Annotated in this window: 22 protein-coding genes; 15 read left to right on the top strand and 7 right to left on the bottom strand. The window is 69.2% G+C overall.

What is annotated here, in order from left to right; all coding sequences use genetic code 11:
• Window positions 1-14: 14 nt before the first annotated feature.
• A complete protein-coding gene (locus ABIA33_RS01530) occupies window positions 15-1,412 on the bottom strand; it encodes a DUF2786 domain-containing protein (protein WP_370076026.1) in 1,398 nt (465 codons plus the stop codon).
• A 329-nt stretch (window positions 1,413-1,741) separates the two neighbouring features.
• Here ABIA33_RS01530 and ABIA33_RS01535 point away from each other — a divergent pair, with 329 nt between their 5' ends.
• The 6 genes from ABIA33_RS01535 to tuf all read left to right on the top strand — a co-directional run bounded on the left by ABIA33_RS01535 (window position 1,742) and on the right by tuf (window position 8,782).
• Window positions 1,742-3,100 (top strand): DUF2637 domain-containing protein, encoded by a 1,359-nt coding sequence (locus ABIA33_RS01535; RefSeq protein WP_370076028.1) that lies wholly within the window; start codon window positions 1,742-1,744, stop codon window positions 3,098-3,100.
• 167 nt (window positions 3,101-3,267) lie between these two features.
• The gene (locus tag ABIA33_RS01540; RefSeq protein ID WP_370076030.1) at window positions 3,268-3,975 is read left to right on the top strand and encodes a DUF4190 domain-containing protein; all 708 of its coding nucleotides are present in this window, start codon (window positions 3,268-3,270) and stop codon (window positions 3,973-3,975) included.
• A 395-nt stretch (window positions 3,976-4,370) separates the two neighbouring features.
• The gene (rpsL, locus tag ABIA33_RS01545) at window positions 4,371-4,742 is read left to right on the top strand and encodes a 30S ribosomal protein S12 (RefSeq protein ID WP_014144289.1); all 372 of its coding nucleotides are present in this window, start codon (window positions 4,371-4,373) and stop codon (window positions 4,740-4,742) included.
• Window positions 4,743-4,744: 2 nt separating this feature from the next.
• Window positions 4,745-5,215: a 30S ribosomal protein S7 gene (gene rpsG, locus ABIA33_RS01550; RefSeq protein WP_123497064.1), complete on the top strand. Its 471-nt coding sequence runs from the start codon at window positions 4,745-4,747 to the stop codon at window positions 5,213-5,215.
• A 42-nt stretch (window positions 5,216-5,257) separates the two neighbouring features.
• Window positions 5,258-7,363 carry an elongation factor G gene (fusA, locus tag ABIA33_RS01555; RefSeq protein ID WP_370076032.1) on the top strand — a complete coding sequence of 702 codons (2,106 nt, stop codon included), beginning with the start codon at window positions 5,258-5,260 and terminating at the stop codon, window positions 7,361-7,363.
• A gap of 225 nt (window positions 7,364-7,588) precedes the next feature.
• Window positions 7,589-8,782, top strand: a complete 1,194-nt coding sequence (gene tuf / locus ABIA33_RS01560; RefSeq protein ID WP_370076034.1) for an elongation factor Tu — start codon at window positions 7,589-7,591, stop codon at window positions 8,780-8,782.
• Window positions 8,783-8,877: 95 nt separating this feature from the next.
• Here the strand turns inward: tuf and ABIA33_RS01565 are convergent, their stop codons facing one another.
• The 3 genes from ABIA33_RS01565 to rfbA all read right to left on the bottom strand — a co-directional run bounded on the left by ABIA33_RS01565 (window position 8,878) and on the right by rfbA (window position 11,061).
• On the bottom strand, window positions 8,878-9,501 hold the full coding sequence (locus ABIA33_RS01565) for a class I SAM-dependent methyltransferase (protein WP_370076036.1): 624 nt from the start codon (window positions 9,499-9,501) through the stop codon (window positions 8,878-8,880).
• An 88-nt stretch (window positions 9,502-9,589) separates the two neighbouring features.
• Window positions 9,590-10,189 carry a dTDP-4-dehydrorhamnose 3,5-epimerase gene (gene rfbC / locus ABIA33_RS01570; protein WP_370076038.1) on the bottom strand — a complete coding sequence of 200 codons (600 nt, stop codon included), beginning with the start codon at window positions 10,187-10,189 and terminating at the stop codon, window positions 9,590-9,592.
• On the bottom strand, window positions 10,186-11,061 hold the full coding sequence (gene rfbA, locus ABIA33_RS01575) for a glucose-1-phosphate thymidylyltransferase RfbA (protein WP_370076040.1): 876 nt from the start codon (window positions 11,059-11,061) through the stop codon (window positions 10,186-10,188). The genes rfbC and rfbA overlap by 4 nt, the downstream gene beginning before the upstream one ends.
• A 99-nt stretch (window positions 11,062-11,160) precedes the next feature.
• Here rfbA and rfbB point away from each other — a divergent pair, with 99 nt between their 5' ends.
• The 7 genes from rfbB (at window position 11,161) to ABIA33_RS01610 (ending at window position 18,468) form a co-directional block, all read left to right on the top strand.
• Entirely contained in the window at window positions 11,161-12,147 is a 987-nt protein-coding gene (rfbB, locus tag ABIA33_RS01580) for a dTDP-glucose 4,6-dehydratase (RefSeq protein ID WP_370076042.1), read from the top strand.
• A complete protein-coding gene (rfbD, locus tag ABIA33_RS01585) occupies window positions 12,144-13,070 on the top strand; it encodes a dTDP-4-dehydrorhamnose reductase (protein ID WP_370076044.1) in 927 nt (308 codons plus the stop codon). The genes rfbB and rfbD overlap by 4 nt, the downstream gene beginning before the upstream one ends.
• Window positions 13,067-14,377: a lipopolysaccharide biosynthesis protein gene (locus tag ABIA33_RS01590; protein WP_370076046.1), complete on the top strand. Its 1,311-nt coding sequence runs from the start codon at window positions 13,067-13,069 to the stop codon at window positions 14,375-14,377. Before rfbD ends, ABIA33_RS01590 begins: the two co-directional genes overlap by 4 nt.
• 29 nt (window positions 14,378-14,406) lie before the next feature.
• Window positions 14,407-15,096: a glycosyltransferase family 2 protein gene (locus tag ABIA33_RS01595; protein WP_370076048.1), complete on the top strand. Its 690-nt coding sequence runs from the start codon at window positions 14,407-14,409 to the stop codon at window positions 15,094-15,096.
• On the top strand, window positions 15,093-15,506 hold the full coding sequence (locus tag ABIA33_RS01600) for a DUF2304 domain-containing protein (RefSeq protein WP_370076050.1): 414 nt from the start codon (window positions 15,093-15,095) through the stop codon (window positions 15,504-15,506). The genes ABIA33_RS01595 and ABIA33_RS01600 overlap by 4 nt, the downstream gene beginning before the upstream one ends.
• Window positions 15,507-15,559: 53 nt before the next feature.
• Window positions 15,560-16,462, top strand: a complete 903-nt coding sequence (locus ABIA33_RS01605; RefSeq protein WP_370076052.1) for a glycosyltransferase family 2 protein — start codon at window positions 15,560-15,562, stop codon at window positions 16,460-16,462.
• Window positions 16,463-16,659: 197 nt separating this feature from the next.
• Entirely contained in the window at window positions 16,660-18,468 is a 1,809-nt protein-coding gene (locus tag ABIA33_RS01610) for a hypothetical protein (RefSeq protein WP_370076054.1), read from the top strand.
• 59 nt (window positions 18,469-18,527) lie between these two features.
• On the opposite strand, the gene ABIA33_RS01615 is transcribed toward ABIA33_RS01610, so the two are convergent.
• From ABIA33_RS01615 to ABIA33_RS01625, 3 genes are all read right to left on the bottom strand, one after another.
• On the bottom strand, window positions 18,528-20,096 hold the full coding sequence (locus tag ABIA33_RS01615; RefSeq protein WP_370076056.1) for a DUF2142 domain-containing protein: 1,569 nt from the start codon (window positions 20,094-20,096) through the stop codon (window positions 18,528-18,530).
• Window positions 20,097-20,115: 19 nt separating this feature from the next.
• The gene (locus tag ABIA33_RS01620; RefSeq protein ID WP_370076058.1) at window positions 20,116-21,738 is read right to left on the bottom strand and encodes a hypothetical protein; all 1,623 of its coding nucleotides are present in this window, start codon (window positions 21,736-21,738) and stop codon (window positions 20,116-20,118) included.
• A 132-nt stretch (window positions 21,739-21,870) separates the two neighbouring features.
• On the bottom strand, window positions 21,871-23,853 hold the full coding sequence (locus tag ABIA33_RS01625; RefSeq protein ID WP_370076060.1) for a hypothetical protein: 1,983 nt from the start codon (window positions 23,851-23,853) through the stop codon (window positions 21,871-21,873).
• A 493-nt stretch (window positions 23,854-24,346) separates the two neighbouring features.
• On the opposite strand from ABIA33_RS01625, the gene rpsJ reads away from it, so the two are divergent.
• Window positions 24,347-24,655 (top strand): 30S ribosomal protein S10, encoded by a 309-nt coding sequence (gene rpsJ, locus ABIA33_RS01630; RefSeq protein ID WP_020549238.1) that lies wholly within the window; start codon window positions 24,347-24,349, stop codon window positions 24,653-24,655.
• Window positions 24,656-24,671: 16 nt separating this feature from the next.
• Window positions 24,672-25,316 (top strand): 50S ribosomal protein L3, encoded by a 645-nt coding sequence (rplC, locus tag ABIA33_RS01635; protein WP_370076062.1) that lies wholly within the window; start codon window positions 24,672-24,674, stop codon window positions 25,314-25,316.
• Window positions 25,317-25,318: the final 2 nt, after the last annotated feature.

A 25,318-nucleotide genomic window follows, 5' to 3' on the forward strand; every position in this document is an offset into this window, starting at 1 on the left:
CCCCGTCGGGCGCGTCAGCGCTTCAGCGCCGCACTGTGGCCGTGCAGCCGAGCGCGGTCGGCGGCGGCCCGGCCCTGCGTCCATCCCTCGTAGTCGTTGGCGCGGATCGCCCGCCCGGTACTGGTGTTGGGGAACATCCGCTCGGTGGACTCCTGCACCGCCTCCTCCCGGGCAGCGAGCACGGGCAGCAGTGCGGGGGACGCGTCCCCCTCCGTCCGCAGCCCGGCCAGGACCTCCTCGGTCACCTGGGCGGTGGCCTCTGTCAGCCGCTCGCGGATACGCGAGGCATAGGCGATCAGGAACGACTGCCGGAACGACTTCGTCCGCGAGCCCCCGCTGCCTCCGCTCTGCGTCCCCGCGCTGTTCATCGCGCTCGTCGCCTGCACCAGCAACGAGGTGTAGAGCAGCTCGACCGCCTCCAGGTCGGCGGGGAAGCCGACCACCGTGCAGAAGCCCAGATCCTTTGTCCACACCGACTTGGCCCGGTTGGCACTCGCCACCGCGTCCAACAGCAGGGCCTTGGGCGCCTCGTAGGGGTTGTCGACCCCGATCCTGCAGGCGCCCGGCTCGGCCCGGCTCCCGGACGAGGCAGCGAGCAGGGCCTCGTCGATGCTGTGCTGTGCCATCAACTGCTGCGCCTTGGCGGTGAGCGCCTCCGCCTCGTCGGGGAACTCAGTGGACTCCGCCTTGGCCAGCAGTGCCCTGATCCGGCCGAGCATCCGCGGCTCGCTGCCGGTCTTCGGCGCGAACGGGACGGTCGACCCGGAGACGCGCCCGGCCGCGCCCGGCGGCGGACCCAGCAGAGTGATCGGGGGCAGCCGACCGATCAGCCGGAACAGTTCGAGCAGCAACGTCGCGACGGTGAAGCGGTCCGCGCGCTCGCGACGGGCGACGCCCGGCAGAAAGGCGTCGTCTTCGCCCCACCACACCTCCGCCTCCAGCTCCCGCAACTGCCCGGACCAGCGCATGTCCAGCGCGGCGCCGGCGTAGCCGCGCGACTCCGCCGCGATCAGGTCCACCATCAGCCGGGAGTGACGCGGCGCCAGCTCCCTCCGCACTGCCCGGACCAGGTCGGCCGGCTGCCACCCGGCCTGCCACAGTCGCGCGAGCAGCCCGCCGGTCACCAGGAGCACGGTCCGGCTGGTCTGCGGCCAGCGGGCCGCCGGTTCGGAGAGGGTACTGGCCCCCTGGTCCAGGGCCAGGTGGTAGCCCTCCTCGGGGGCGTAGAGCACGCCGCCGCAGGCCGCCTCCAGCTGCTCCCGCAGGGACGGCTCGCGTGGCGGAGCACCCCGCCCGTCCGCCCCGGGCCTTCCGGCCTCGGGAGCGCGCGGCGGCTCAGGCGGCCGCGGGCGCGGACGGGCAGCCTGCTCTCGCTGTTTGGTACGGCGATGCCCCTGGTTGCGCTTGCCCATCACGGCCCTCCCTCTCCCTGGTGCTGGAACTCTCTCGATTCCGAGGCCGGCGAGGCCGGCCTCTGGGGCCTGTCCGGTCCCCGCCATTGTCCAGGACAGCCTGGGCAGCACCGCTCGCACACGCTCAGTGTCATCGTCGCAGCAGGGTGTGACAGCTGAGCTTCCTGGTGCCGCTGATACTGCGTCAGGGCCGTTCGAGGCGTGCGGACCTGCTGAATCACCGCTTCTCGGACGCCCGAGACCAGACCGATACGCCGTTGTGGCAAGCTGTCCTCCGCCCGCGGCTCAACGCGGACCCGCGACCGTCACACCCAGGGGTTGAACGAGCCATGGCAGGCCCTGAGATAACCCGTGCACACCGCGCACTGATCGGCGTGGTCGCTGCCGGCGCCTTCATCATCGCCGGAATCGGCTTCGCCGGCTCCTACGCCGCTGTGCGCACCCTTGCCCTGCACAAGGGCTTCGGTGTCTTCTCCTACGTCTTCCCGATCGGCGTGGACGTCGGCATCGCCGTCCTGCTGGCGCTCGACCTGGTGCTCACCTGGCTGCGCATCCCGTTCCCGCTGCTGCGGCAGACGGCCTGGCTGCTCACCGGCGGGACCATCGTCTTCAACGCCGCCTCGTCCTGGGGCGACCCGCTGGCCATGGCGATGCACGCGATCATCCCGGTGCTCTTCGTGGTCGTGGTCGAGGCCGCGAGGCACGCCATCGGGCGGATCGCGGACATCACCGCGGACCGCCACATGGAGTCGGTGCGGGTGATGCGCTGGCTCCTCTCGCCGGTCCCCACCTTCCGCCTGTGGCGGCGGATGAAGCTGTGGGAGCTGCGCTCCTACGACGAGGTGGTGCGACTGGAGCAGAACCGTCTCGTCTACCGCACCCATCTGCGGGCCCAGTACGGCCGCAGTTGGCGGCGCCAGGCGCCCATCGAGACCCTGCTGCCGCTGAAGCTGGCCAAGTACGGCGTGCCGCTGGACCTCGACGTCGTCCGCCGGACCCCGGCGCTCACCGCCGCGCCTGTGCCCGCTGCCGTGCCCGTGCCAGCCCCGGCACCCACACCCCAGGGACAGGCGCCCACCGCCGTCTACGCGCCCCCTCGCGCCCAGGCCCAGCCCCAGCCCCAGCCGCACGCTCAGCCCCAGCCGCATGCCCAGCCGGCGGCCCAGGCACGGGCCCAGGCTCCCGCGCCCGCCGCCGACCCGGTCGCCGTGGACCTCCTCACCAAGCTCGCCATCCAGCGCCACCGCCGACCGCTGCACGATCCGGACACCTCCGTCGCGCCCGTCGCCGAGGATCAGCCCAGCACGTCCGCGCCCAGTGCCCGCGGCGTCGCCTGGCTCCCCAAGCAGCACCCGGCCGACGCCGACGGGACCACGGAGGAGGGCCCGGAGGCGTGGTTCGCCCCGAAGACCCTCCCCGAGGGTGAGCCCGAACTCGTGCCCGGTTACGCGCCGGCCCAGGTCCCCGGCTCCGACCGGCAGCCGGCCGACCTCCTGGACGCCTACCTCGACGGCCTGGTCGGCTTCAGGGAGGCGCACGGGCACGACCCCGACCCGGCCAGGCTCTCCGAGTACCTCTTCAGCACCCACGGCCTGGCCGCCGAGGGGGGAGACCGGCCGATCGGCGCGGAGACCCTGCGCCGCCACTGGCCGGAACTGCAGCAGCGCTACTCCGCCCGCTACGAGTGACCGCCGGAACTGCCGCCAAGCGGGTCCGGGCCCTCCGTAGCTGAGCTTGTGTCACAAGTCCTCTACATGCTTCCTGGGCACGATGCGCTTCCCTCGATCGTCCCCCACTATGGAGATGAGGTCGTGCCCGCGCCTCAGGGCCGCGGGCGCATTCGGGGAGGTCGCCGTTGTCCACGAACTCGCAGCAGCCGAAGTATCCGATGCAGCAGTGGCGGACCGCCGCGCCGCCGACGCCCACGATGGCGGCCTCCCAGCCGGCGCTGAGCCAGGTCGCGACCATGCGTGCGTCGCATGCCGACCGGGAGCGGACCGTCGACGTCCTCAAGGCCGCCTACGCCGAGGGCCGCCTGACACCGGACGAGTACAACGACCGCGTGGAGCTCGTCTATCGTGCGCTGACCTACGGCCAGCTGTCGGGAATCGTGCAGGACCTGCCGAGCGGACCCATGCCCGTTCCCTACCTGACTCCGGCCCCGGTCATCCCTGCCGCCTTCGTCCCGTACCCCCCGGCGTACGAGGTGCCGAGCCCGTACGCCCACGGCCGTCCCTACGACCCCTACGCCAACCCCTTCGCCCCGCCGCCGCGCTACCGCCGTACCAACGGGCTGGCGGTGGCCGCGCTGATCCTCGGGGTCGCCGAGGTCTTCACCCTCGGTCTCACCGCCCTCCCGGCCCTGATCTGCGGCCATCTCTCCAAGGGGCAGATCAGGGAGCGGGACGAGGACGGCGAGGGCATGGCGGTCACCGGCATCGTGCTGGGGTGGCTGGGCGTGGCGCTGTGGCTGCTGCTCATCTTCCTCGGCATCATGGCGACCGGTGACAGCGGCGCGTCGTCCGGAACGGTCGGCGTGCCCCCGCTTCCCCCGGGCGGCTGATCCCCGGCCGTCCCCGCCGCGTCCTCTTCCCTCGGCCGCCGCCCCCGGTTACGGTGTCCGACACGTCACATTCTCCGCCCCGTGTCGATGCACACCTCCGGGGCGTCCGCAACTCCTCCTGCGCCGAGGCCGTGACCTGCGGCTGCGCATTTGTTTTGACCCGCGCCGATGCGCTAGGTACGCTCTGACCTTGTGCCTGGGGTGTCCCCGGGTCTCTTGTGCGTGCGTGCATATATCGCCGCCGCTTCATGGGAACCGCGCTTCCACACCGCTCCTCCGCAAGGAGTCGAGGGGATGGGAAGTGGCCCGACACACCCGACCTCGTGGGTCGGACGTCGGCAGGACACAACCAGGGTAGTTACACCAAGAGATGGCACAAAGAAGACGGAGATACGGTGCCTACGATCCAGCAGCTGGTCCGAAAGGGCCGGCAGGACAAGGTCGAGAAGAACAAGACGCCCGCGCTGAAGGGTTCCCCTCAGCGCCGTGGCGTCTGCACGCGTGTGTACACGACCACCCCGAAGAAGCCGAACTCGGCGCTTCGTAAGGTCGCCCGTGTGCGCCTCACCAGCGGGATCGAGGTCACCGCTTACATTCCGGGCGAGGGCCACAACCTGCAGGAGCACTCCATCGTGCTCGTTCGTGGTGGCCGTGTGAAGGACCTGCCGGGTGTGCGATACAAGATCATCCGCGGCTCTCTGGACACCCAGGGTGTCAAGAACCGCAAGCAGGCCCGCAGCCGCTACGGCGCCAAGAAGGAGAAGTAAGAATGCCTCGTAAGGGCCCCGCCCCGAAGCGCCCGGTCATCATCGACCCGGTTTACGGCTCCCCTGTGGTGACGTCGCTCGTCAACAAGATCCTCCTGCACGGCAAGCGCTCCACCGCTGAGCGCATCGTGTACGGCGCCCTCGAGGGCGTCCGCGAGAAGACCAACGCAGACCCGGTCGTCGCGCTCAAGCGCGCGCTGGAGAACGTCAAGCCGACCCTCGAGGTCAAGTCCCGCCGTGTCGGTGGCGCGACCTACCAGGTGCCGGTCGAGGTCAAGCCCGGCCGTGCCAACACCCTGGCGCTGCGCTGGCTCGTCGGTTACTCCCGCGCTCGCCGCGAGAAGACCATGACCGAGCGCCTGCTCAACGAGATCCTGGACGCAAGCAACGGTCTGGGCGCCTCGGTGAAGCGTCGCGAGGACACGCACAAGATGGCCGAGTCCAACAAGGCCTTCGCCCACTACCGCTGGTAGTCCGAACCCCGTCAGTAACAAGAAAGAGAGAGACGAGCCACCATGGCTGCAACCTCCCTTGACCTTGCCAGGGTCCGCAACATCGGGATCATGGCGCACATCGACGCGGGCAAGACCACTACCACCGAGCGGATCCTGTTCTACACCGGTGTCTCGTACAAGATCGGTGAGGTTCATGACGGCGCTGCCACCATGGACTGGATGGAGCAGGAGCAGGAGCGCGGCATCACGATCACGTCGGCCGCGACGACCTGCCACTGGACTGTTGATGATGTCGAGAACACCATCAACATCATCGACACCCCGGGCCACGTCGACTTCACCGTCGAGGTGGAGCGCTCGCTGCGCGTCCTGGACGGTGCCGTCACGGTGTTCGACGGTGTCGCCGGTGTCGAGCCCCAGTCCGAGACCGTGTGGCGTCAGGCTGACCGCTACAACGTCCCGCGCATCTGCTTCGTCAACAAGCTGGACCGCGTCGGCGCGGAGTTCTTCCGCTGCGTCGACTCGATCATCGACCGCCTGGGTGCGACCCCGCTGGTCATGCAGCTGCCCGTTGGCGCCGAGGCTGACTTCCTCGGTGTCATCGACCTGGTGAAGATGAAGGCCCTGCTCTGGTCCGCCGAGGCTGCGAAGGGCGAGATGTACGACACCGTCGACATCCCGGCCTCGCACACGGAGATCGCCGAGGAGTGGCGCGCAAAGCTCATCGAGACCGCCGCAGAGGGCGACGACGAGCTGATGGAGCTGTTCCTGGAGGGCGAGGAGCCCACCGAGGAGCAGCTGGTCGCGGGCATTCGCCGCGGCACCATCGCGGGTAACTTCACCCCGGTCTTCTGTGGCACCGCGTTCAAGAACAAGGGCGTCCAGCCCCTGCTCGACGCGGTCGTGAAGTACCTGCCGTCCCCGATCGACGTCGAGGGCGTCATGGGCCACAAGCCCGGCGACGAGACCGTGGAGATCTTCCGCAAGGCCTCGGACGACGAGCCGCTGTCGGCGCTGGCGTTCAAGATCATGTCCGACCCGCACCTGGGCAAGCTCACCTTCATCCGGATCTACTCCGGGCGTCTCGAGGCCGGCACCGCCGTCCTCAACTCGGTGAAGGGCCGCAAGGAGCGCATCGGCAAGATCTACCGAATGCACGCCAACAAGCGTGAGGAGATCGACTCGGTGGGCGCCGGCGACATCGTCGCCGTCATGGGTCTCAAGCAGACCACCACCGGTGAGACCCTCAGCGACGACAAGAACCCGGTCATCCTGGAGTCCATGGACTTCCCGGCCCCGGTCATCCGCGTCGCGATCGAGCCGAAGTCGAAGGGCGACCAGGAGCGTCTGGGCGTCGCGATCCAGCGGCTGGCCGAGGAGGACCCGTCCTTCCAGGTCAACACCGACGAGGAGACCGGCCAGACGATCATCGCGGGTATGGGCGAGCTGCACCTCGAGGTGCTGGTCGACCGTATGAAGCGTGAGTTCCGGGTCGAGGCCAACGTCGGCAAGCCGCAGGTCGCGTACCGCGAGACGATCCGCAAGGCCGTCGAGCGTATCGACTACACGCACAAGAAGCAGACCGGTGGCTCCGGCCAGTTCGCGAAGATCCAGATCGCGATCGAGCCGATCGAGTCCGGCGAGGGCTACGAGTTCGTCAACAAGGTCACTGGTGGCCGCGTGCCGAAGGAGTACATCCCCTCGGTCGACGCCGGTGCCCAGGAGGCCATGGAGTTCGGCGTGCTCGCCGGCTACCCGCTCCAGGGCGTTCGCGTGATCCTGCTCGACGGTGCCTCGCACGACGTGGACTCCTCGGAGCTCGCGTTCAAGATCGCCGGTTCGATGGCGTTCAAGGAGGGTGCTCGCAAGGCGTCCCCCGCGCTGCTCGAGCCGATGATGGCGGTCGAGGTCACCACGCCCGAGGACTACATGGGCGATGTGATCGGCGACATCAACTCCCGCCGTGGCCAGATTCAGGCCATGGAGGAGCGCAGCGGTGCCCGGGTCGTCAAGGCCCTCGTCCCGCTGTCTGAGATGTTCGGCTACGTCGGCGACCTGCGCAGCAAGACGTCGGGCCGCGCCAGCTACTCGATGCAGTTCGACTCGTACGCCGAGGTTCCCCGGAACGTGGCGGAAGAGATCATCGCAAAGGCCAAGGGCGAATAGTCGCGGACTCCGTCCCGGCTCCGTTCGGAGCCCGGACATTCCGGGATCTACCACCCCTTAGTCTGTAGGAGGAGTCCCGGGGCCTGCCGTGAAGAACGGCGGCTCCGGGCCCCTCCGGCCCCCACCCCAGGGCCGGAACCGAGCGCACCCAGCTGCCGGGACCGGCGCGAATCCAGACCACCTGACGTCGTACGGCGTACAGAACCAGTCCTCAGGAGGACCCCAGTGGCGAAGGCGAAGTTCGAGCGGACGAAGCCCCACGTCAACATCGGCACCATCGGTCACATCGACCACGGTAAGACGACCCTTACCGCGGCGATCACCAAGGTGCTGCACGACGCTTTCCCGAACCTGAACGAGGCCTCGGCCTTCGACCAGATCGACAAGGCGCCGGAAGAGCGTCAGCGCGGCATCACGATCTCCATCGCGCACGTCGAGTACCAGACCGAGGCGCGTCACTACGCCCACGTCGACTGCCCGGGTCACGCTGACTACATCAAGAACATGATCACCGGTGCCGCGCAGATGGACGGCGCGATCCTGGTCGTGGCCGCCACCGACGGCCCGATGCCGCAGACCAAGGAGCATGTGCTCCTGGCCCGCCAGGTCGGCGTCCCCTCCATCGTCGTGGCCCTCAACAAGTCCGACATGGTCGACGACGAGGAGATCCTGGAGCTCGTCGAGCTCGAGGTCCGCGAGCTGCTCTCGGACTACGACTTCCCGGGCGACGACCTGCCGGTCGTCCGCGTCTCGGCGCTCAAGGCGCTCGAGGGCGACAAGGAGTGGGGCGACAAGCTCCTCGGCCTGATGGCGGCCGTGGACGAGTTCATCCCGACCCCGGCTCGCGCCGTGGACCAGCCGTTCCTGATGCCGATCGAGGACGTCTTCACGATCACCGGTCGTGGCACGGTCGTCACCGGCCGCATCGAGCGTGGCGTGCTCAAGGTCAACGAGACTGTCGACATCATCGGCATCAAGGAGACCAAGACCACCACCACGGTCACCGGCATCGAGATGTTCCGCAAGCTGCTCGACGAGGGCCAGGCCGGTGAGAACGTCGGTCTGCTGCTCCGTGGCATCAAGCGCGAGGACGTCGAGCGCGGCCAGGTCATCATCAAGCCGGGTTCGGTCACGCCGCACACCGACTTCGAGGCCCAGGCCTACATCCTGTCGAAGGACGAGGGTGGTCGTCACACCCCCTTCTTCAACAACTACCGCCCGCAGTTCTACTTCCGTACCACGGACGTGACCGGCGTCGTGACCCTCCCCGAGGGCACCGAGATGGTCATGCCGGGCGACAACACCGCCATGACGGTCGCGCTGATCCAGCCGATCGCCATGGAGGAGGGCCTGAAGTTCGCCATCCGTGAGGGTGGCCGGACCGTCGGCGCCGGCCAGGTCACCAAGATCGTCAAGTAGTCGATGGTCTGACCTGCCTGCACCAGCAGCGCACAAGAGGGGCCCCGCAGCATCTCATCGATGCTGCGGGGCCCCTCTCGCGCCGCAGGCCCGGCTCACTCCGCGGGCTTGGTAGCCACGCAGACGAACTCGTTGTAGCGGAACAGCTTCCCGGCCAGCCGCGGCAGCGGGAAGGAGTAGGTCCGCTTGACCTCGATCCCCGCGTCGGTGCAGGTCTCACGCAGCACCGAGAAGTCCACCCAGCGGATATGGGTGGGATCGCTGGCGAAGCCCGACTCCTGCGGCGTGATCATCACGACCTTGCCGCCCGGGCGGACGAACGGGAGGTAGTCCGCGAAGAGCGACGCGGAACCCTCGGTGTCGATGTGCTCCAGCACATGCGAGATGAGCAGCGAGTCGAACGACTCCGGCACCGCGTCCTTGCTGGCCAGGAAGTCGGCGGGGGTGTAACCGGTCAGCCCGCGCGTGCGCATGGCCGCGATGGAGTGCTCGTTGTGGTCCACGCCGACACCCTCGCCCCTGTTGTGCAGGAGGTTCCGGCCGAGTCCGCAGCCGATGTCCAGCATCCGGCCCAGTTTCAGGCTGCGCAGATGCGCACGGTACGGGGCCTGCGCGGGGATGAAGCGGCGAATTCCAGAGTTCTCCAGAGTCAGCAGCCGATCGGTGTACGACTCAGCTGCTGTAGAGGGTTCCCGCTTGATCGCGTCTGGTGACGTCATCCCGTGCTCCTGGAGTGATGGGTCTCACATGACTTGCCTGGTCCCACAGTATGCACGGTCCGCCTGTACGCCGGACGAGTGACCTGGCTCAGCCGATCCGCAGTCCGGCGGTGAAAGCCGAGGTCTCCTCGTACCGGGGGAGCAGACCCGAGGCGATGGCCTCCGCCAGTGTCGGCGCGGCTTCGTCCTTGGCGGACAGCTGCGGTGCGGCGGCGGGCCAGGCGATGTCGAGGTCCGGGTCCAACGGGTGGATGCCGTGCTCACCGGTCGGGCTGTATGTCTCCGAGCATAGGTAGCTCAGCGTGGCGTCGTCGCTGAGCGCGCAGAACCCGTGCCCCAGCCCCTCGGAGAGGTAGACGGCGCGGCGGTCGGCGTCGTCGAGCCGCACTCCCTCCCAGCGGCCGAAGGTCGGCGAACCCACCCTCAGGTCGACGATCACGTCCAGGACCGCCCCGCGTACGCAGGTGACGTACTTCGCCTGGCCGGGCGGCACATCGGCGAAGTGGATCCCGCGCACCACGCCGGCGGCCGAGACCGACAGGTTCGCCTGGGCGAGCCGCAGCGGGTGTCCCACGGCCTCGGCGAGATGGTCGAAGCGGTACCACTCCATGAACAGCCCGCGCGGGTCGCCGTGCTGCTGCGGGGTGATCTCCCAGGCGCCCTCGATGCTCAGCGGCCGGATCTTCATGCTTCTTCCTTCTCGGTCAGCAGACTGATCAGATACGTCCCGTATCCGCTCTTCAGCAGTGGCTGCGCCAGTTCCCGCAGCTGGTCGTCGCTGAGCAGGCCGACGCGCCAGGCGACCTCCTCCACGCAGCCCACCTTCAGCCCCTGGCGCTGCTCGACGACCCGGACGTACTCGGACGCCTGTACCAGCGACTCGAAGGTTCCGGTGTCCAGCCAGGCGGTTCCCCGGTCGAGGACCGTGACCTTGAGCTCCCCGCGCCTCAGGTACGCGTCGTTGACAGCCGTGATCTCCAGCTCGCCGCGAGCGCTGGGCTTCAGGCCCCGGGCGATCTCGACCACACGGTTGTCGTAGAAGTAGAGGCCAGGTACGGCGAAGCGGGACTTCGGCTTCTCGGGCTTCTCCTCGATGGAGATGACGGTCCCGTCGGGAGCGAACTCGACGACGCCCAGGGCGCTCGGGTCCGCGACCGGGTAGGCGAAGATCCGGCCGCCGACCAGTCCGTCGTTCTCGGCGAGCCGGGTGCCCAGGCCGCTGCCGTGGAAGATGTTGTCGCCGAGGACCAGCGCCACGGACTGGTCGCCGATGAAGTCCGCACCGAGCACGAAGGCCTGGGCGATGCCCTCCGGGCGCTCCTGCACCATGTACTCGAGGCGCAGACCCCATTGCGACCCGTCACCCAGCAGACGCTGGAACTGCTCCTGGTCCTGGGGTGTGGTGATGATGAGGATCTCTTGGACGCCGGCCATCATCAGAGTGGTCAGGGGGTAGTAGATCATCGGTTTGTCGAAGACCGGCATGAGCTGCTTGGACACTGCTCGAGTGAGAGGCCAGAGACGGGAGCCGGTACCGCCGGCCAGGAGGATGCCACGCATGGGCGTAACTCTAGGTCCCGAAGCCGGTGTGGCGCTCCTTGCCCCCCGGCCCACCCGACTGGGTCCGTCACAGGGAGGGCCCGTATAGTGGCGCGCATTATGCGCATCCTTGTCACCGGTGGCGCCGGGTTCATCGGCTCCGAGTTCGTTCGTCAACTGCTGTCGCCGTCCCAGGCCGAGCCGGGCCTCCGGGTCACAGTGCTGGACAAGCTCACGTACTCCGGCGTCGAGGCCAATCTGGCCCCGGTCGCCGATCACCCCGGATACTCCTTCGTCCGCGGTGACATCTGCGACGCGGAGGCGGTCGACCAGGTCATGGCCGGGCACGACGCCGTCGTGCACTTCGCGGCCGAGTCCCACGTGGACCGCTCCATCGCCGGCGCCGGCCCCTTCGTCACCACCAACGTGCTGGGGACGCAGGTACTGCTGGACTCCGCCCGCAAGCACGGCGTGGGGCGCTTCGTCCACGTCTCCACCGACGAGGTGTACGGCTCGATCAACGAGGGCTCGTGGACCGAGGAGTGGCCGCTGCAGCCCAACTCCCCGTACTCCGCCTCCAAGGCGGCCTCCGACCTGCTGGCGCTGGCCTACCACCGCACCCACGGCATGGACGTGGTGGTGACCCGCTGCTCCAACAACTACGGGTACTACCAGTTCCCGGAGAAGGTCATCCCGCTGTTCACCACCAACCTGCTGGACGGCAGGAAGGTGCCGCTGTACGGCACCGGTGGCAACATCCGGGACTGGCTGCACGTCTCCGACCACTGCCGCGGCATCGAACTGGCCCTGCTCAAGGGCCGTGCCGGCGAGGTCTACAACATCGGCGGCGGGACCGAGATCACCAACAAGGAACTGACCGGCCTGCTGCTGGACGCGGCCGGCGCCGACTGGGACATGGTCGTCCCGGTGGAGGACCGCAAGGGTCACGACCTGCGCTACTCGCTGGACATCAGCAAGATCAGCGACGAGCTCGGGTACACCCCGCAGGTCCGCTTCGAGGACGGTCTCGCCGCCACGATCGCCTGGTACCGCGACAACCGCTCCTGGTGGGAGCCGCTGAAGCAGAAGGCGGCGCTGGCCCAGTGAGCACGCCGCAGCAGCCGAGCCGCTGGCTCGTGGTCGGGGCAGGGGGCATGCTCGGCCGTGATCTGCTGGCCGTGCTCGCCGGCACCCCGGACGTCCAGGTCGGCGCCCGCACCCGGGCCGAGCTCGACATCACCGATGCCGCCGCGGTGCGCGCGGCCGTCGCCGGACACGGCGTGGTCGTCAACGCGGCGGCCTGGACCGATGTCGACGGCGCCGAGACCGCCGAAGCCGCTGCCACGGCCGTCAACGGCACCGGTGTCCGCAACCTGGCGGCCGCCTGCGCCGCGACCGGCTCGCGCCTGCTGCACCTCTCCACCGACTACGTCTTCCACGGTGACGGAACCGTCCCGTACCCCGAGGACGCCCCGACCGACCCGCTCAACGCCTACGGGCGCAGCAAGCTCGTGGGCGAGCAGGCCGTCGCCGAACTGCTTCCCGACCACGGGTACACCGTGCGTACCGCCTGGCTCTACGGCGAGCACGGCGCCAACTTCGTCGCCACCATGCTGAAGCTGGCCGCCCAACGCGACACCCTGGACGTCGTCGACGACCAGCACGGGCAGCCGACCTGGTCCTACGCGCTCGCCCAGCAGTTGCGGGACCTGGGCCTGGCGGCCCTCGCCGGTACCGCGCCGGCCGGGGTCTACCACGGCACCGCGTCCGGCAGCACCACCTGGTTCGGCCTGGCCAGGGCCTGCTACGAGCTGGCCGGCCTGGACCCGGAGCGGATCCGGCCCACCGACTCGACCGCCTTCGTCCGCCCGGCGCCCCGGCCCGGGTTCAGCGTCCTCGCCCACGACCGGTGGGCCTCGGCCGGGCTCAAGCCGCTCCCCGACTGGCGCGACAGCCTCGGCGAGGCGCTGCTCCGCCCGGTCCTCGCCGAGCTGGTCAGAGCCGCGAACAAGCCGAAGAGCCCCGGATGAGCAACCCGCTGGCGAAGCTGCTGAAGGTCATCCCGCCGGGTACCCACCTGGTCATCGGCGGCACGATGATCCTCGGCGCGGCCTCGTACATCCAGATCTCCATCGCCGGCCACGCCCTCACCGGCGATCCGCAGAAGGCCGTCTCCGAGCTCTGGTCGCTGGTCATGACGCTGAGCCTCGGACTGTTCTTCCCCGTCGAGCAGGAACTCACCCGGGTCGTCGCGGCGCGAGTGGTCCGGGGCGAGGGCGTCGCCCCGGTACTCCGCCGGGCCGCCGTGCTGACCGCCGGCCTGCTCGCGCTCATCGGCGCGGTACTGGCCCTGACCGCGGGCCCGCTGGCGAACACCTTCTTCGGCCATGACCGCTCATTGGTCTGGGTCTTCGCCGCAGCGCTGGTCGGGATGGCGCTGGTCTACCTGACCCGGGGCATCCTCGCCGGACTCGGCCACTTCAACGCCTACGGCGTCTCGCTGGGACTGGACGGGCTGCTGCGCATCGTCCTCGCCGGTGCCCTGTTCCTGGCCGGCAGCCACTCCGCCGTCGAGTACGGACTGGTGCTCGCGGCGGCGCCGCTCGCGGCGATGCTGCTGACTTTGCCGACGACGCTGCGCGGATGCCACCACGGGCCACCCATGCCGTGGCGCGAGCTGTTCCAGAACATGACGATGATGATCTTCGGCTCGGTGCTGGCCCAGGTCATCGTGAACGCGGCTGTGATCACCACAGCCCTGGTCACCACCGACAAGAGCCTCACCTTCGCGCTGCTCAGCGCCGGCGTGCTGTGTCGGATTCCGCTGTTCGTCTTCGGCTCGCTGCAGCCGACGCTGATGACCGGCCTGTCCACCACCGCCACCTCGGGGGACCGGGTGGGTTTCCGGCGCATGCTGCTGCAGACCTGCGCGGTGATCGGCGGTCTCGGGCTGCTGGGTGCTGTGCCCGCCGTGTTCGCCGGATCCTGGCTGATCTCGGTGTTCCTCGGCGCGAAGAACGTGCTCGGACCGATGGACTTCTTCTGGTTCTCGGCCGGGACCATGTGCTACATGCTGGCGATGGTGCTCGGGCAGGCGCTGATGGCGTTGAACCGCCATCGTTGGATGATGCTCTCCTGGCTGGCCGGTACAGCGGCACTGGTCGCGGTCACCCTGGCTCCAGGACCTGTCGCCACCCGAGTCGAGGTAGCCTATGCACTCGGTTCACTGGTGACTGCTCTCTGCATGCTGCTGATCCTTGTCCGAGGCGTCGCCCAGCCGGCTCCCGGCCCGACGACCGACGGAAACACTGCGGCCTCTGCGCTGGAGAACGCATGACGCCGCCCAATCCCCATCCCGGAGACGCAGTGAACAATTACCACGACACCTGGCTGGTGATCCCCGTGTACAACGAGGGACAAGTCATCGCCGACGTGGTCGAGCAGGCGCTCAAGGTCTTCCCCAACATCGTCTGCGTCAACGACGGCAGCTCCGACGACTCGGCGGAGCGGATCCTCAGCACCCGGGCCCACCTGGTCCGTCACCCGGTGAACCTCGGCCAGGGCGCGGCACTGCAGACCGGTCTCGCCTACGCACTCGCCCAGCCCGACGCGGCGTACTTCGTCACCTTCGACGCGGACGGCCAGCACCAGACCGACGACGCCGAGAAGATGGTCGCGCTGCTCCGCTCGGACGCCGCGGACGTCGTCCTCGGCTCCCGGTTCATAGAACAGACCGAGCACGTCCCCATGCTCAAGCGGGTGGTGCTGCGCACCGCCGCCGCGGTCAGCCCCACCGCCCGCCGGCTGAAGCTGACCGACGCGCACAACGGACTGCGCGCGCTCAACCGCAAGGCGGCCGCGCAGCTCCGGATCACCATGAACGGAATGGCGCACGCCTCGGAGATCGTCGGCACGCTGGCGCGCTCCGACCTCCGCGTCACCGAGGTCCCGGTGGAGATTCTCTACACCGACTACTCCCGGGCCAAGGGTCAGTCGCTGCTCAACGGCGTCAACATCCTCTTCGACATCTCACTGAGGGAGCGTGGGCGCCGATGAAGGGCACCCTGCTGATCCAGCTGATCCTGCTTCTCGGCGCCGGGTCCATGCTGTTCCTGTTCATCCGCCGCTGGGACGCCGCGCACACCCGGGCCTGGAAGCGGATCGCCTTCTTCGTCTTCGTGGTCGCCAACATCTACGCGGTGCTGCGCCCCTCCGACGTCACCTGGGTGGCCCACAAGCTGGGAGTCGGCCGCGGCACGGACCTCGTCCTCTACCTGCTGGTCGTGGCGGTCTCCTTCTTCGCGCTGAACACGTACATGCGGTTCCGCTCGCTGGAGAAGAAGGTCACCGACCTGGCCCGGACCGTCGCGCTGCGGGACGCCGAGCTGCTGAACCGCGAGCGTCTGGCAGTCCCGGCGGACCTGGCCGGAACCGCGGAGACCGTCGGAACCGTCTCGTCCTCCTGAGCCGTTCCTCTTGACCGAGACCGAAGCACCGATCCCCTAGGCGAGTCCACCTCATGCCCACGTTCGACATCATGCTGCCGTACTACGGCGACGTCTCCCTGATGCAGGACGCGGTCCGCAGCGTCCTCGCGCAGACCGACCCCGACTGGCGGCTGACCGTGGTCGACGACGGCCGCGAGCCGGGCGTCCCGGAGTGGTTCGCCGAGCTCGGGGACGAGCGGGTGCGTTACCAGCGCAACCCGGAGAACCTGGGCATCACCCGGAACTTCCAGAAGTGCGTGGACCTGCTGGAGCTGGAGCGCGCGGTCATCCTTGGCTGCGACGACCTGCTGCATCCGCACTATCTGGCGACGGTCCGGGCGATCCTGGAGGAGTACCCGGGCATCGGCATGGTCCAGCCCGGCGTCGAGGTGATCGACGGCACCGGAGCGGTCGTCGAGGGCCTGGTCGACAAGGTCAAGCGCCGCCTGTACGCCCCCGCCGTGGAGAACCGCGCCCGGATGGGCGGCGAGGAACTCGCAGCCAGCCTGCTGCGCGGCAACTGGCTCTACTTCCCCTCCATCTGCTGGCGTTCGGACGCGGTCAAGCCGGTCAACTTCCGCGACGGACTGTCCGTGATCCAGGACCTCGCCCTCGTCATCGACCTGCTGCAGCGCGGTGAGGAAATGGTCGTCGACACCGAGGTGGTCTTCCAGTACCGCCGGCACGCGATCAGCGAGTCCTCGGTGCAGGCCTTCAGCGGCACCCGCTTCACCGAGGCCGAGCGCTACTTCCGTGAGGTCGCCGACCGTCTGGACGCCCAGGGGTGGACCAAGGCCGCGCGCGCGGCCCGTTTCCACAGCGCCTCCCGGCTGCACGCGCTGACCATGCTGCCGGGCGCGGTGCGACGGGGCGGGAGCAGCGGCGTGCGTACCCTCGCGTCCCATGCGTTCAGTTCTGGTTCGTCCACAAGCTGACGCCGGTTCATGGGCCGGCAGCGAAGAGATCACAGGTTAGGTACACAAGGGGGCACTGCCGGACTGGCCACGGATCTTCCCTCACGCTGTTGCTAAGTTACCGAGCAGCAGCAGAACCGGCCGTCCAGGCAGGTGGACGCCTGCCTCGTTCGATCGCCGGAGGTCGTGCAGGCCTCCCGAGCAGAGAGAAGTCGTTCATGGAGACCCTGAGCCCGGGGCGAACGGACCGCCCGGACGGGACCTCGCCGAAAGCGGAGGCGGGCGGCCGGGCACCGTCGAAGAACGGCGCCCGGCGCCTCCCCGGATGGGCCCCTGCCGCCCTGGAGATCGTGGCGAGCTTCACGGTCGCGCTGGGCTTCCTGCTCTGGATCTACCTCACCGTCCGAGTGAACCCCATGGTCCGGATCGGCCAGGTGAGCGGTCTCGCCGACCTCCAGCTCAAGGCGTCGATCATCGGTCTGCCGATTCTGGGCGTGCTGACCGCCACCGCGTTCCGGGGACCGCTGCGCCGCTTCAAGCTGGTCCGCCGGCTGGCGTGCGCTGCGCTGGCGGGGCTCGCCAGCGGGATGATCGGCGGCGGCATCGCCATCATGCTCAACGGCACCCCGTGGGCGCTCGGCGCCCAGTCCGGGGACCCGGGCGGCGTCCAGGGCATGGCCCTGGAGATCATGAACGGCCACCTTCCCAACATCTACCCGCCGGGATTCCCCGCGGCTGTCGCGGGCTGGGCCGAGCTCTTCCGGAACGGGCACGTCGGCTATGCGATGAAGGACCTGCAGCTGCTCTGCTCCGCGCTCGCCGGACCGGTCACCTACGTGGTCTGGCGCAGGCTGCTCAGTCCGGTCTGGGCGCTGGTCATCTCCGCCACCGCGGTCGTGGTGTTCCTGGACCCGATCCGGCCGTACAGCCACCAGGTGATGTTCGTGCTGCTGCCGCTGGCGATCATCTTCCTCCGCGGCATCGGCAGGCTTCCCGAGCGGACCACGCGGGACTGGCTGATCCGGGCCGTGCTGATCGGCGCGGCGTTCGGCCTGCTCTTCCTCTGGTACTCGGGCTGGTTCCTGTGGTCCCTCCCGGGCCTCTTCGTGCTGCTGGGGTTCCTGATCCCCTGGCGCAGCGGCAAGCGGGCGCTGGTCCGGGTCGGCGCCTACATAGGCGCCACCGCGCTCGGCGCTGTGGTCGTCGCCGCACCGCTGGTCTGGGAGGTGCTGCGCTTCGGCGCGAGCACTCCGGACCGCTTCGCCTACTACGACGTCTACCTCGATCCGTCGTATGTCATGGGCTGGCACACGGACCGCCCGGGGGTCCAGGGTGCGGGGACGTGGATCGCGTCCACCGACGGCAGCCTGGCGGGACAGAGCGCCTTCACCCTGCTGCTGCTGTTCGCGGTGGCCCTGGCCGTCGCCCTGGGCCTGCGGATGCTCGTGGTGCGGGCGACCCTCACGGTTCTGGTCAGCGCCTGGCTGATGCGGTTCTGGTTCGCGGCGCACATGGCGCAGACCCAGAGCGTTCAGCTGTACCCGCGGACCACCTGGCTGATCATGTACTGCCTGATCATCCTCGCGGTCATGGGGATCATGCTGACCGGTCGGGCTGTGCTGCGGATACTGGAGCACCTGCGGCAGAGCCGTCCCGACGGCGGTCCGGTGCGCATCCCGGCGACCCTCGGCCGCCGACTGGCCGCTGCGGCGGTCTGCGTGACCGCCCTGTTCGGGACCATGGGCGCCTCCTGGTCGGTGAACCGCTACATGCCCGTCGACCCCAGCCTGTCCAACGCGCAGAACATGGGCGTCGACGCCTGGCGTTCGCAGACCAAGCAGACCTGGGAGGGCGGCTGCTCCCGCTTCGCACCGGAGCACAAGTGCAGCGCGCCGTGGATCACCACGCCGCCGCTCCGGGTGGCGCTCAATCCGCTGCTCTACTGCTCCGGCATCAACACGGACGAGTGGTTCGACACCTGCGGTCACTCGATGAAGTCCGCGACCACCATCCCCAAGAAGAAGTAGCACCGCTTCTCGCGGGCCGCCGCCCCCAGGGTCACCCCGGGGCGGCGGCCCGCTCCGGTTCAGCCGGCTATCGGCTGCGGTGCAGTGGGCCGTAGGCCGTCCTGCCGGGGGAAGGTGGTCGACCGCATCCGTTCGAACGACATGACCAGCAGGCACTGGGAAGCGAGCAGCAGGGCGTAGGCGCAGGTCCACAGCACCCAGGTGCCCGGCGGCTGCCAGTGGGCGTGCACCGGGATCAGCGGGCCGTTGCTGCCGACCAGGTAGCGGCGCAGCGTCCAGTAGAACGCCAGGACGTCGGCGAAGGCGAGGAGCCCGATCGAGAGGGCCACCAGCCGGCCCCGGATCGCGGCACCGAGCGGTTCGTACCTGGCGATGGCGAAGGCGGCGAGTATGGGCAGTCCCGCGGCGAAGGGCAGCAGGTAGCGCCCCTGCCAGATCGGCCCGAGCTGGGCTTCCGCCGCTCCGGCGACGATCGGCACCAGGAAGATCCCCACCGCGATCCCCAGCAGGGCCACGCCCTCACGCCAGCGGCTGCAGGCCCAGGCCAGCAGCACCAGGCCGACGATCACGCCGGGCCAGAGCAGCATGGTCGCCTCGGGGGAGGGGGCGTCGAGCCAGCCGAAGTCGCCGACCATGTGGATGATGAAGTGCGGGGTGTAGTTGAAGGTCCAGCTGGCGACCTGGCGGGCGGTCATCGGGGTTCCGCCGGTGGACGAGTAGTCCGGGTGCGTCAGGTTCCACACCTCGCCGCCGAGGAAGGCCGCACCCGCGATTCCGGTCCAGAACCACAGCGCCCGCCGGCGCAGGACCGCCCTGAGCGTTCCGCGCTCGGCGACCAGCAGTGCGCAGGCCACCGTGGCGGCGACCCAGGCCAGCCCCAGCGGGCGGATGCAGAACAGCGTCGCCGAGGCGATGCCGGCCCGGGCCAGCCGGTGCTTCAGCAGCGCAGGGTCGGGAGCCATGAAGATCGAGAGGATCGAGGCCCAGGCGAGGATCCCGGCCGCGCACTCGACCGAGTTGGGGTTGACCACCCCGCCGAGGAACAGCACCATCGGCGTGGCCGCCGCGCAGACTCCCAACAGCGCCACGCCCGGTCGGCGCCACTCGCTTGCCGTGACGACCGCGCTCGCCAGCAGCGCGGCGCAGATCGCCGCGGTGAGCAGGCGCATGGCGTACAGGCCGTCGACGCCGTTGAGGAACAGCGTGGGCCAGCCGACCGCCAGGTAGTACAGCGGGTTGTACCGGCCCGCCGCGGTGGTCATGTCCGTCAGCTGGCTGCCACCGTGGAAGGACGTCGCACAACCGGCGGGAACCTCCGCCTTGTTGGAATAGCAGGCGTGCATTGCGTTCAGGGACAGGTAGCGCTCGGGGAGCCGGATGCCGGTGACGATCTCCTTGCGGGTGATCCCCGCGATCACCGCCTGGGTGTGCACCGGCGGGCCGTTGAACTCGCCGCGGACCACCGAGGCGGCGCGCGTGATGTGCGCGGGCTCGTCCGGCGCCGCAGTCATCGGAGAGGCGAAGGTCCAGCACGCCATCAGCGTGAAGAACAGGGCGAAACCGGCGAGCCAGACGCGTCGGCGGCTCGCGGTCACCCGCAGCCCGATGGCGCCGAGTAGCGAGGACATGTACCAGTTCCCCTTCAGTTCAGCTCTTGGGCCGGTAGTAGATCATCTTGAGCCAGGACTGGTCGCCGTTCTTCGAGCACTGCCCGTTCGGCGCGTACTTGGGACACTGCCCGTTGACCATGCGTACGGTCTGCGAGACCCAGGGAAGGATCTGGTAGGTGTTGGTCTTCTGCGGCATGTAGCGGTCGGACTGGGCCGACCCCATGGAGCCGAGCAGCATCAGCAGGCCGCAGAAGACCCCGATCACGGCGGGTCCGCGCCGGGGCAGCCGGGCGCCCCAGCGCCGTACCGCGAGCCAGACTGCCAGTCCGACGAACACCAGGCCGCAGTACAGCAGTTGGTTGTCCGTGCGGATCCAGAGCTGTACCTGGCCGGTGCTGAACATCTGCGAGGCGAAGTACATCCGCATCAGCCAGGCGCTGGCGAAGATCGCGACGCTCGCCACCACCACCGACCGCCGCAGCCCCAGCCAGACGGCCACACCGAGTGCGACGAAGAGCAGGGCGGTGAAGACGCTCACCCCGCCGATCTCGCCGGGCGGCGGCCACTGGCCGACCTGCCCCGGCATGTCGGTCCGCCACATCGAGAAGAACGCCGGGTCGGTGTAGGCGTCGAAGCCGTAGTCGTAGTCGGCGGTGCCGGAGTTCTGCAGCAGCACGACCACGTACCAGCCGGCCGCCGCGAGGAAGACGGCGGTGGTGACGCCCAGGTAAGCGAGGCTCTTCAGCCTGCCGGTACGTCCGTGCGCCCGCCAGGGGAACAGTGCCAGCACCGCGGCGAAGGTCCCCAGGGCACTCCAGACGAACCAGCCGGAGTAGGTCAGTAGCAGCACGGCCAGCAGCAGACCCAGGCCCGCGCCCGAGAGCAGCAGCGGACGCCAGTCCTGGGTCGCCGAACGGCGGAACGCCCGGAGGAAGGCGGCGAGCACCGGCAGCAGCAGGATCAGCACGGTCGCGCCGTACGGCTTGTAGGAGTCGATCAACGCCATCATCGGGACCAGCCCCACGACGACGGACCAGATCGGGCTGAGGATCATCCGCCAGCACAGGTAGGCCAGCGGTCCGGTGATCGCCGCCCCGAGTATCTCCAGGTCCTTGAACGCGTAGCCGGCGTTGCCACCGTGGAAGTACTTGGCGAACACCGCGAGGCTGTACAGCGGCACCGGCGGGTACAGCGGCTCCGGGTTGGCGTGCCCGTGCATGATCGTGGTCGCCCACTCGACGATCCGACCGCTGTCGCCGTTCAGCCCGAACATCGGCCAGGGTGTGCCCAGCAGCGAGACGACGGCGCCCGCCGCCACGAATCCGCTGGCCATACCGGCCAGCGCGGCGCAGCTGAGCCGGGTCGCCACCTCGAAGTGCCGGCCGCCGCGGAACCGCCGCGCGGCCAGCAGCAGGCCTATCAGCACAATGCCGAGCAGCGTGAACCGCAGCTGGATCGCGGCCAGGCCGCTGACCGCTCCGAGCCGGGACATCGGGTTGACCGCGAGCCTGCTGGCAAGGGCCGGGAGTAGCAGGCAGGCGGCGAAGGCCACCACCGCCTCGGCCGCGGTGAGCCGCCAGGTACGGCCGCGCGCGCCGCGCCACAGGGTCGTCAGGGACCCGGCGGTCGCCGGCGCGGTCTGCATCGTCATCGTGCTCACGTGGGGCGTCCCGGGGATTCGCGGAGTGTGGACTCGGCGGAGGGGGCGCCGCACGGCGCCTATGTATACCCAGCCGCCGCGTCACCCTACCCCACGAGTTTGTCAACCGGAACGGTCCGGCCGACCTGCTGCTCAGCCGCTGACCTGGTGGAGCTCGACGTCCCTGTCGGGGTGGGCGCCCGCGTAGGCGAGGACGTCCCGCCGAACCGTCGCGGAGTCGGTCACCACCCGCAGCGAGTGGTCGAGCGTGTCCAGCTGCGCGGGCAGCGTGTGCGGAATGTCGCGTACCCGCTCGACCGGGACGAAGCCCCAGCTGGCCAGCTGCCCGGCCTTGCCGGCGGTGCGGTTCAGCACGTTCACCCACAGGGTCGCGTAGTAGTTGCCCTGGTAGTTCTTCTTGAGCGAGTCCAGCAGGATCAGCGTGGCCATCGGCTGGTGCGAGCTGTCCGTCGCGCCTGCCTCCCGCAGTGCGGTCCTGGCGACGGCGTCCTCGCCGCTGGTGTCGTAGAGGTAACCCTTGGCCCGGTCGACGGCCGAGACGGCCGGCGATCCGTCGCCCTGCGCGTTGTAGTAGGCCGTCAGTAGCACGCAGCCGCAGGCCGCCACCGAGAGCACGGCCGCCCACAGCCGGTTTCCGGCGGCCGCGGTGCCGCGCGGCTGGAGCACCGCAGCGGACCCGGTGCCGACCAGGGCCGCCACCGCGAGCTGGTGCAGCATCTTCTCGTAGTAGTAGGAGCTGTGGCCGATGGTGTGCGTCTGGTACTCCAGCACCGCGAAGGCCGCCAGCCCCGACCAGAGCAGAGCCAGGCAGGTGACCCGGGCGGCCCGGTCGCCTCGGGACACCGCGAGCAGCGACAGCAGTGCGACCACCGCCACCAGCGGGATCAGCAGGTGCCGGCTGACGGCGATTATGCCGCCGGCGGTGTTCAGTACCGCGCTGGAGTTCACCACTGACCAGTTGACCGCGACGGGGACGACCACCAGCACCGCGGTGACACCGCCCACGCACAGCACTGCCAGCGGGTGGCGTCCGGTGAGCGTCGATCGCCGGTGCACCAGCAGCGAGCTGACCACTACGGCGCCGCTGACCGGAACCCACAGGTAGTAGCTGAAGCTGATGCCGACCAACAGCGCCGACATCAGCAGCAGTTGCTCCCTGGGCCGCCCGACCGGGCGTACCGCGACCGCCAGCAGCACGGCGAACAGCCCGAGACCGAACATCTCGCTGAGGAAGCCGTTGTCCAGCATCGCCGTGCCCTCGACCATGCAGAGGTACGCCGAGGTGAGGACGGCGAGCGGGAGTGCGACCGCTCCACCCAGCCGCGGCCCCGCCACCCGGCAGGCGGCCCAGCTCACCGCGATCACGAACCCGGCGCAGACCAGCGTGGTCAGCATCAGGAAGTGCGGCAGTTCGCTGACCGGCGTACCGGCGCCAGGGTTGAGGAAGCGGTCGAGCAGGGCCAGGTCGAAGTGGCTTCCCTGGGGGTAGGCCGCCATGCCCGGCTGCAGGACGTCGACGTTCTGGCGGGTGTTCAGAAAGGCGTAGCCGCCCAGGTTGCGGATCGAGTCGAAGAGTCCGAAGTGCCGGGCGAGGTCCTCAGCGGAGATGTACTTCGAGAGCCGCGCGGTCGAACCCGAGCCCAGCATCGGCCGCAGGTAGAAGGAGGTCACGGCGGCGGCCGTCGCGGTCAGCACCCAGTCCCTGGCCGGGAAGCGGCGCGGCAGTGCGAACTGCCGGCCGGTCGCGGCTGCCGCGGCCAGCAGCACGCAGACTCCCAACTCGCCTACTGCGAGCGGCTGCAGCCCCCAGGGCCAGACCGAGAGCAGCAGACCGAAGGCCGGCAGCGCCCCGGCCAGCAGCGCCGCGGAGAGCAGGAACCGGTCGAACAGGGTGTCTCCGGCGCGCAGCAGTCCGGCGGTGGCGATCAGCAGTGCGGCCGGCACCACGGCGTCCACGCCCAGCAGCGTGGCCAGCGGAGGCAGCAGCAGCAGCGGGGAGAGCAGCAGCCAGCCCGGACGCCTGCGGCGGCGGGCGGCTCTACCGGGAGCGGGTCCCGCTACGGGCGTCGGCGGAGCGGACTGTTCCGTCGATCCGCCGTGCTGGGCAGCAGACATGTCTGTCCTTGTTCATGTGAAAGGGTGCTGTCCGCAGGCGATCGGGGCGACCCGCTCCTCGGCGCTGACCAGGCGTACTATGATCCGCCGATTGGCGCACCCTGTGTCCGGTATGGCACACTAGCCAAGTTGCTCGGTAGAGCGCCGATGCTGCGCGCCTCCCGTCGGGAGGACCGGAAGCGAGTCCCACAGTACTCGTCGTGCCCGTGATGGCCGTTGCCTAGTTGATTGTGACGAAGCGCGGCAGCTGCGGCACGGACGTACGGGAATCTTCCGGGAAGTGCATGCAGGGCCTCGCCCGGCGTCTCGCCTCCCGTTGTGACCGTCATGCAGATGTGACGGATGCCCGTGGGGCCAAGGGTTCGGCCAAGGCTTTTTTATGGCGGGCAGCGCGACACGCCCGACCGCGTGGGTCGAACAGGACGCCACCGGAGACTCCACCCGGAGGAACCGGTTCGTAAAGCAAAGACGACAGAAGGACTACGAAGTAGCCATGGCGGGACAGAAGATCCGCATCCGGCTCAAGGCCTACGACCACGAGGTCATCGATTCCTCGGCGAAGAAGATCGTCGAGACGGTGACGCGTACTGGTGCGCAGGTCGCGGGCCCGGTGCCGCTGCCCACTGAGAAGAACGTGTACTGCGTCATCCGCTCGCCGCACAAGTACAAGGACTCGCGCGAGCACTTCGAGATGCGCACTCACAAGCGTCTGATCGACATCCTCGACCCGACCCCCAAGACCGTTGACTCTCTGATGCGACTCGACCTCCCGGCCGGCGTCGACATCGAGATCAAGCTCTGAAGGGCGGGAGCTGAAGATGGCTAAGCAGATTAAGGGCATCCTGGGCGAGAAGCTCGGCATGACCCAGGTCTGGGACGAGAACAACCGGATCGTTCCGGTGACCGTCGTCAAGGCCGGGCCGAATGTCGTGACCCAGGTCCACACCGCTGACAGCACCGGCTACGACGCCGTGCAGTTCGGCTTCGGCGAGATCGACCCGCGCAAGGTGAACAAGCCCCTCGCGGGCCACTTCGCCAAGGCCGGCGTCACCCCCCGTCGCCACCTCGTCGAGCTGCGCACCAGCGACGCCGCCGAGTACACCCTGGGCCAGGAGATCACCGCTGAGGTGTTCGAGGCCGGTATCAAGGTCGACGTGACCGGTACCAGCAAGGGCAAGGGCTTCGCGGGTGTCATGAAGCGCCACAACTTCCACGGTCTGGGCGCCGGTCACGGCGTGCAGCGCAAGCACCGTTCGCCCGGCTCGATCGGTGGCTGCGCCACCCCGGGTCGCGTGTTCAAGGGCATGAAGATGGCTGGTCGCATGGGCCACGAGCGTGTGACCACCCAGAACCTGACCATCCACGCCGTTGACGCGGAGAAGGGCCTGCTCCTCATCAAGGGAGCGATCCCCGGTCCGAACGGCGGCCTCATCCTGGTCCGCACCGCGGCGAAGGGGGCCTGAAG

The organism is Streptacidiphilus sp. MAP12-16, assembly GCF_041262165.1.
GTDB lineage: Bacteria > Actinomycetota > Actinomycetes > Streptomycetales > Streptomycetaceae > Streptacidiphilus.

Excerpts from the sequence above, each read along its gene's own strand:
- ABIA33_RS01530 (WP_370076026.1), bottom strand. The coding sequence starts at position 1,412 with ATGGGCAAGCGCAACCAGGGGCATCGCCGTACCAAACAGCGAGAGCAG.
- rplC (WP_370076062.1), top strand. The coding sequence starts at position 24,672 with ATGGCTAAGCAGATTAAGGGCATCCTGGGCGAGAAGCTCGGCATGACC.
- ABIA33_RS01590 (WP_370076046.1), top strand. The coding sequence starts at position 13,067 with ATGAGCAACCCGCTGGCGAAGCTGCTGAAGGTCATCCCGCCGGGTACC.
- ABIA33_RS01615 (WP_370076056.1), bottom strand. The coding sequence starts at position 20,096 with ATGTCCTCGCTACTCGGCGCCATCGGGCTGCGGGTGACCGCGAGCCGC.
- rfbB (WP_370076042.1), top strand. The coding sequence starts at position 11,161 with ATGCGCATCCTTGTCACCGGTGGCGCCGGGTTCATCGGCTCCGAGTTC.
- fusA (WP_370076032.1), top strand. The coding sequence starts at position 5,258 with ATGGCTGCAACCTCCCTTGACCTTGCCAGGGTCCGCAACATCGGGATC.
- rpsJ (WP_020549238.1), top strand. The coding sequence starts at position 24,347 with ATGGCGGGACAGAAGATCCGCATCCGGCTCAAGGCCTACGACCACGAG.
- ABIA33_RS01565 (WP_370076036.1), bottom strand. The coding sequence starts at position 9,501 with ATGACGTCACCAGACGCGATCAAGCGGGAACCCTCTACAGCAGCTGAG.
- rpsG (WP_123497064.1), top strand. The coding sequence starts at position 4,745 with ATGCCTCGTAAGGGCCCCGCCCCGAAGCGCCCGGTCATCATCGACCCG.
- ABIA33_RS01610 (WP_370076054.1), top strand. The coding sequence starts at position 16,660 with ATGGAGACCCTGAGCCCGGGGCGAACGGACCGCCCGGACGGGACCTCG.
- ABIA33_RS01625 (WP_370076060.1), bottom strand. The coding sequence starts at position 23,853 with ATGTCTGCTGCCCAGCACGGCGGATCGACGGAACAGTCCGCTCCGCCG.
- ABIA33_RS01600 (WP_370076050.1), top strand. The coding sequence starts at position 15,093 with ATGAAGGGCACCCTGCTGATCCAGCTGATCCTGCTTCTCGGCGCCGGG.
- ABIA33_RS01605 (WP_370076052.1), top strand. The coding sequence starts at position 15,560 with ATGCCCACGTTCGACATCATGCTGCCGTACTACGGCGACGTCTCCCTG.
- ABIA33_RS01535 (WP_370076028.1), top strand. The coding sequence starts at position 1,742 with ATGGCAGGCCCTGAGATAACCCGTGCACACCGCGCACTGATCGGCGTG.
- rfbC (WP_370076038.1), bottom strand. The coding sequence starts at position 10,189 with ATGAAGATCCGGCCGCTGAGCATCGAGGGCGCCTGGGAGATCACCCCG.
- rfbA (WP_370076040.1), bottom strand. The coding sequence starts at position 11,061 with ATGCGTGGCATCCTCCTGGCCGGCGGTACCGGCTCCCGTCTCTGGCCT.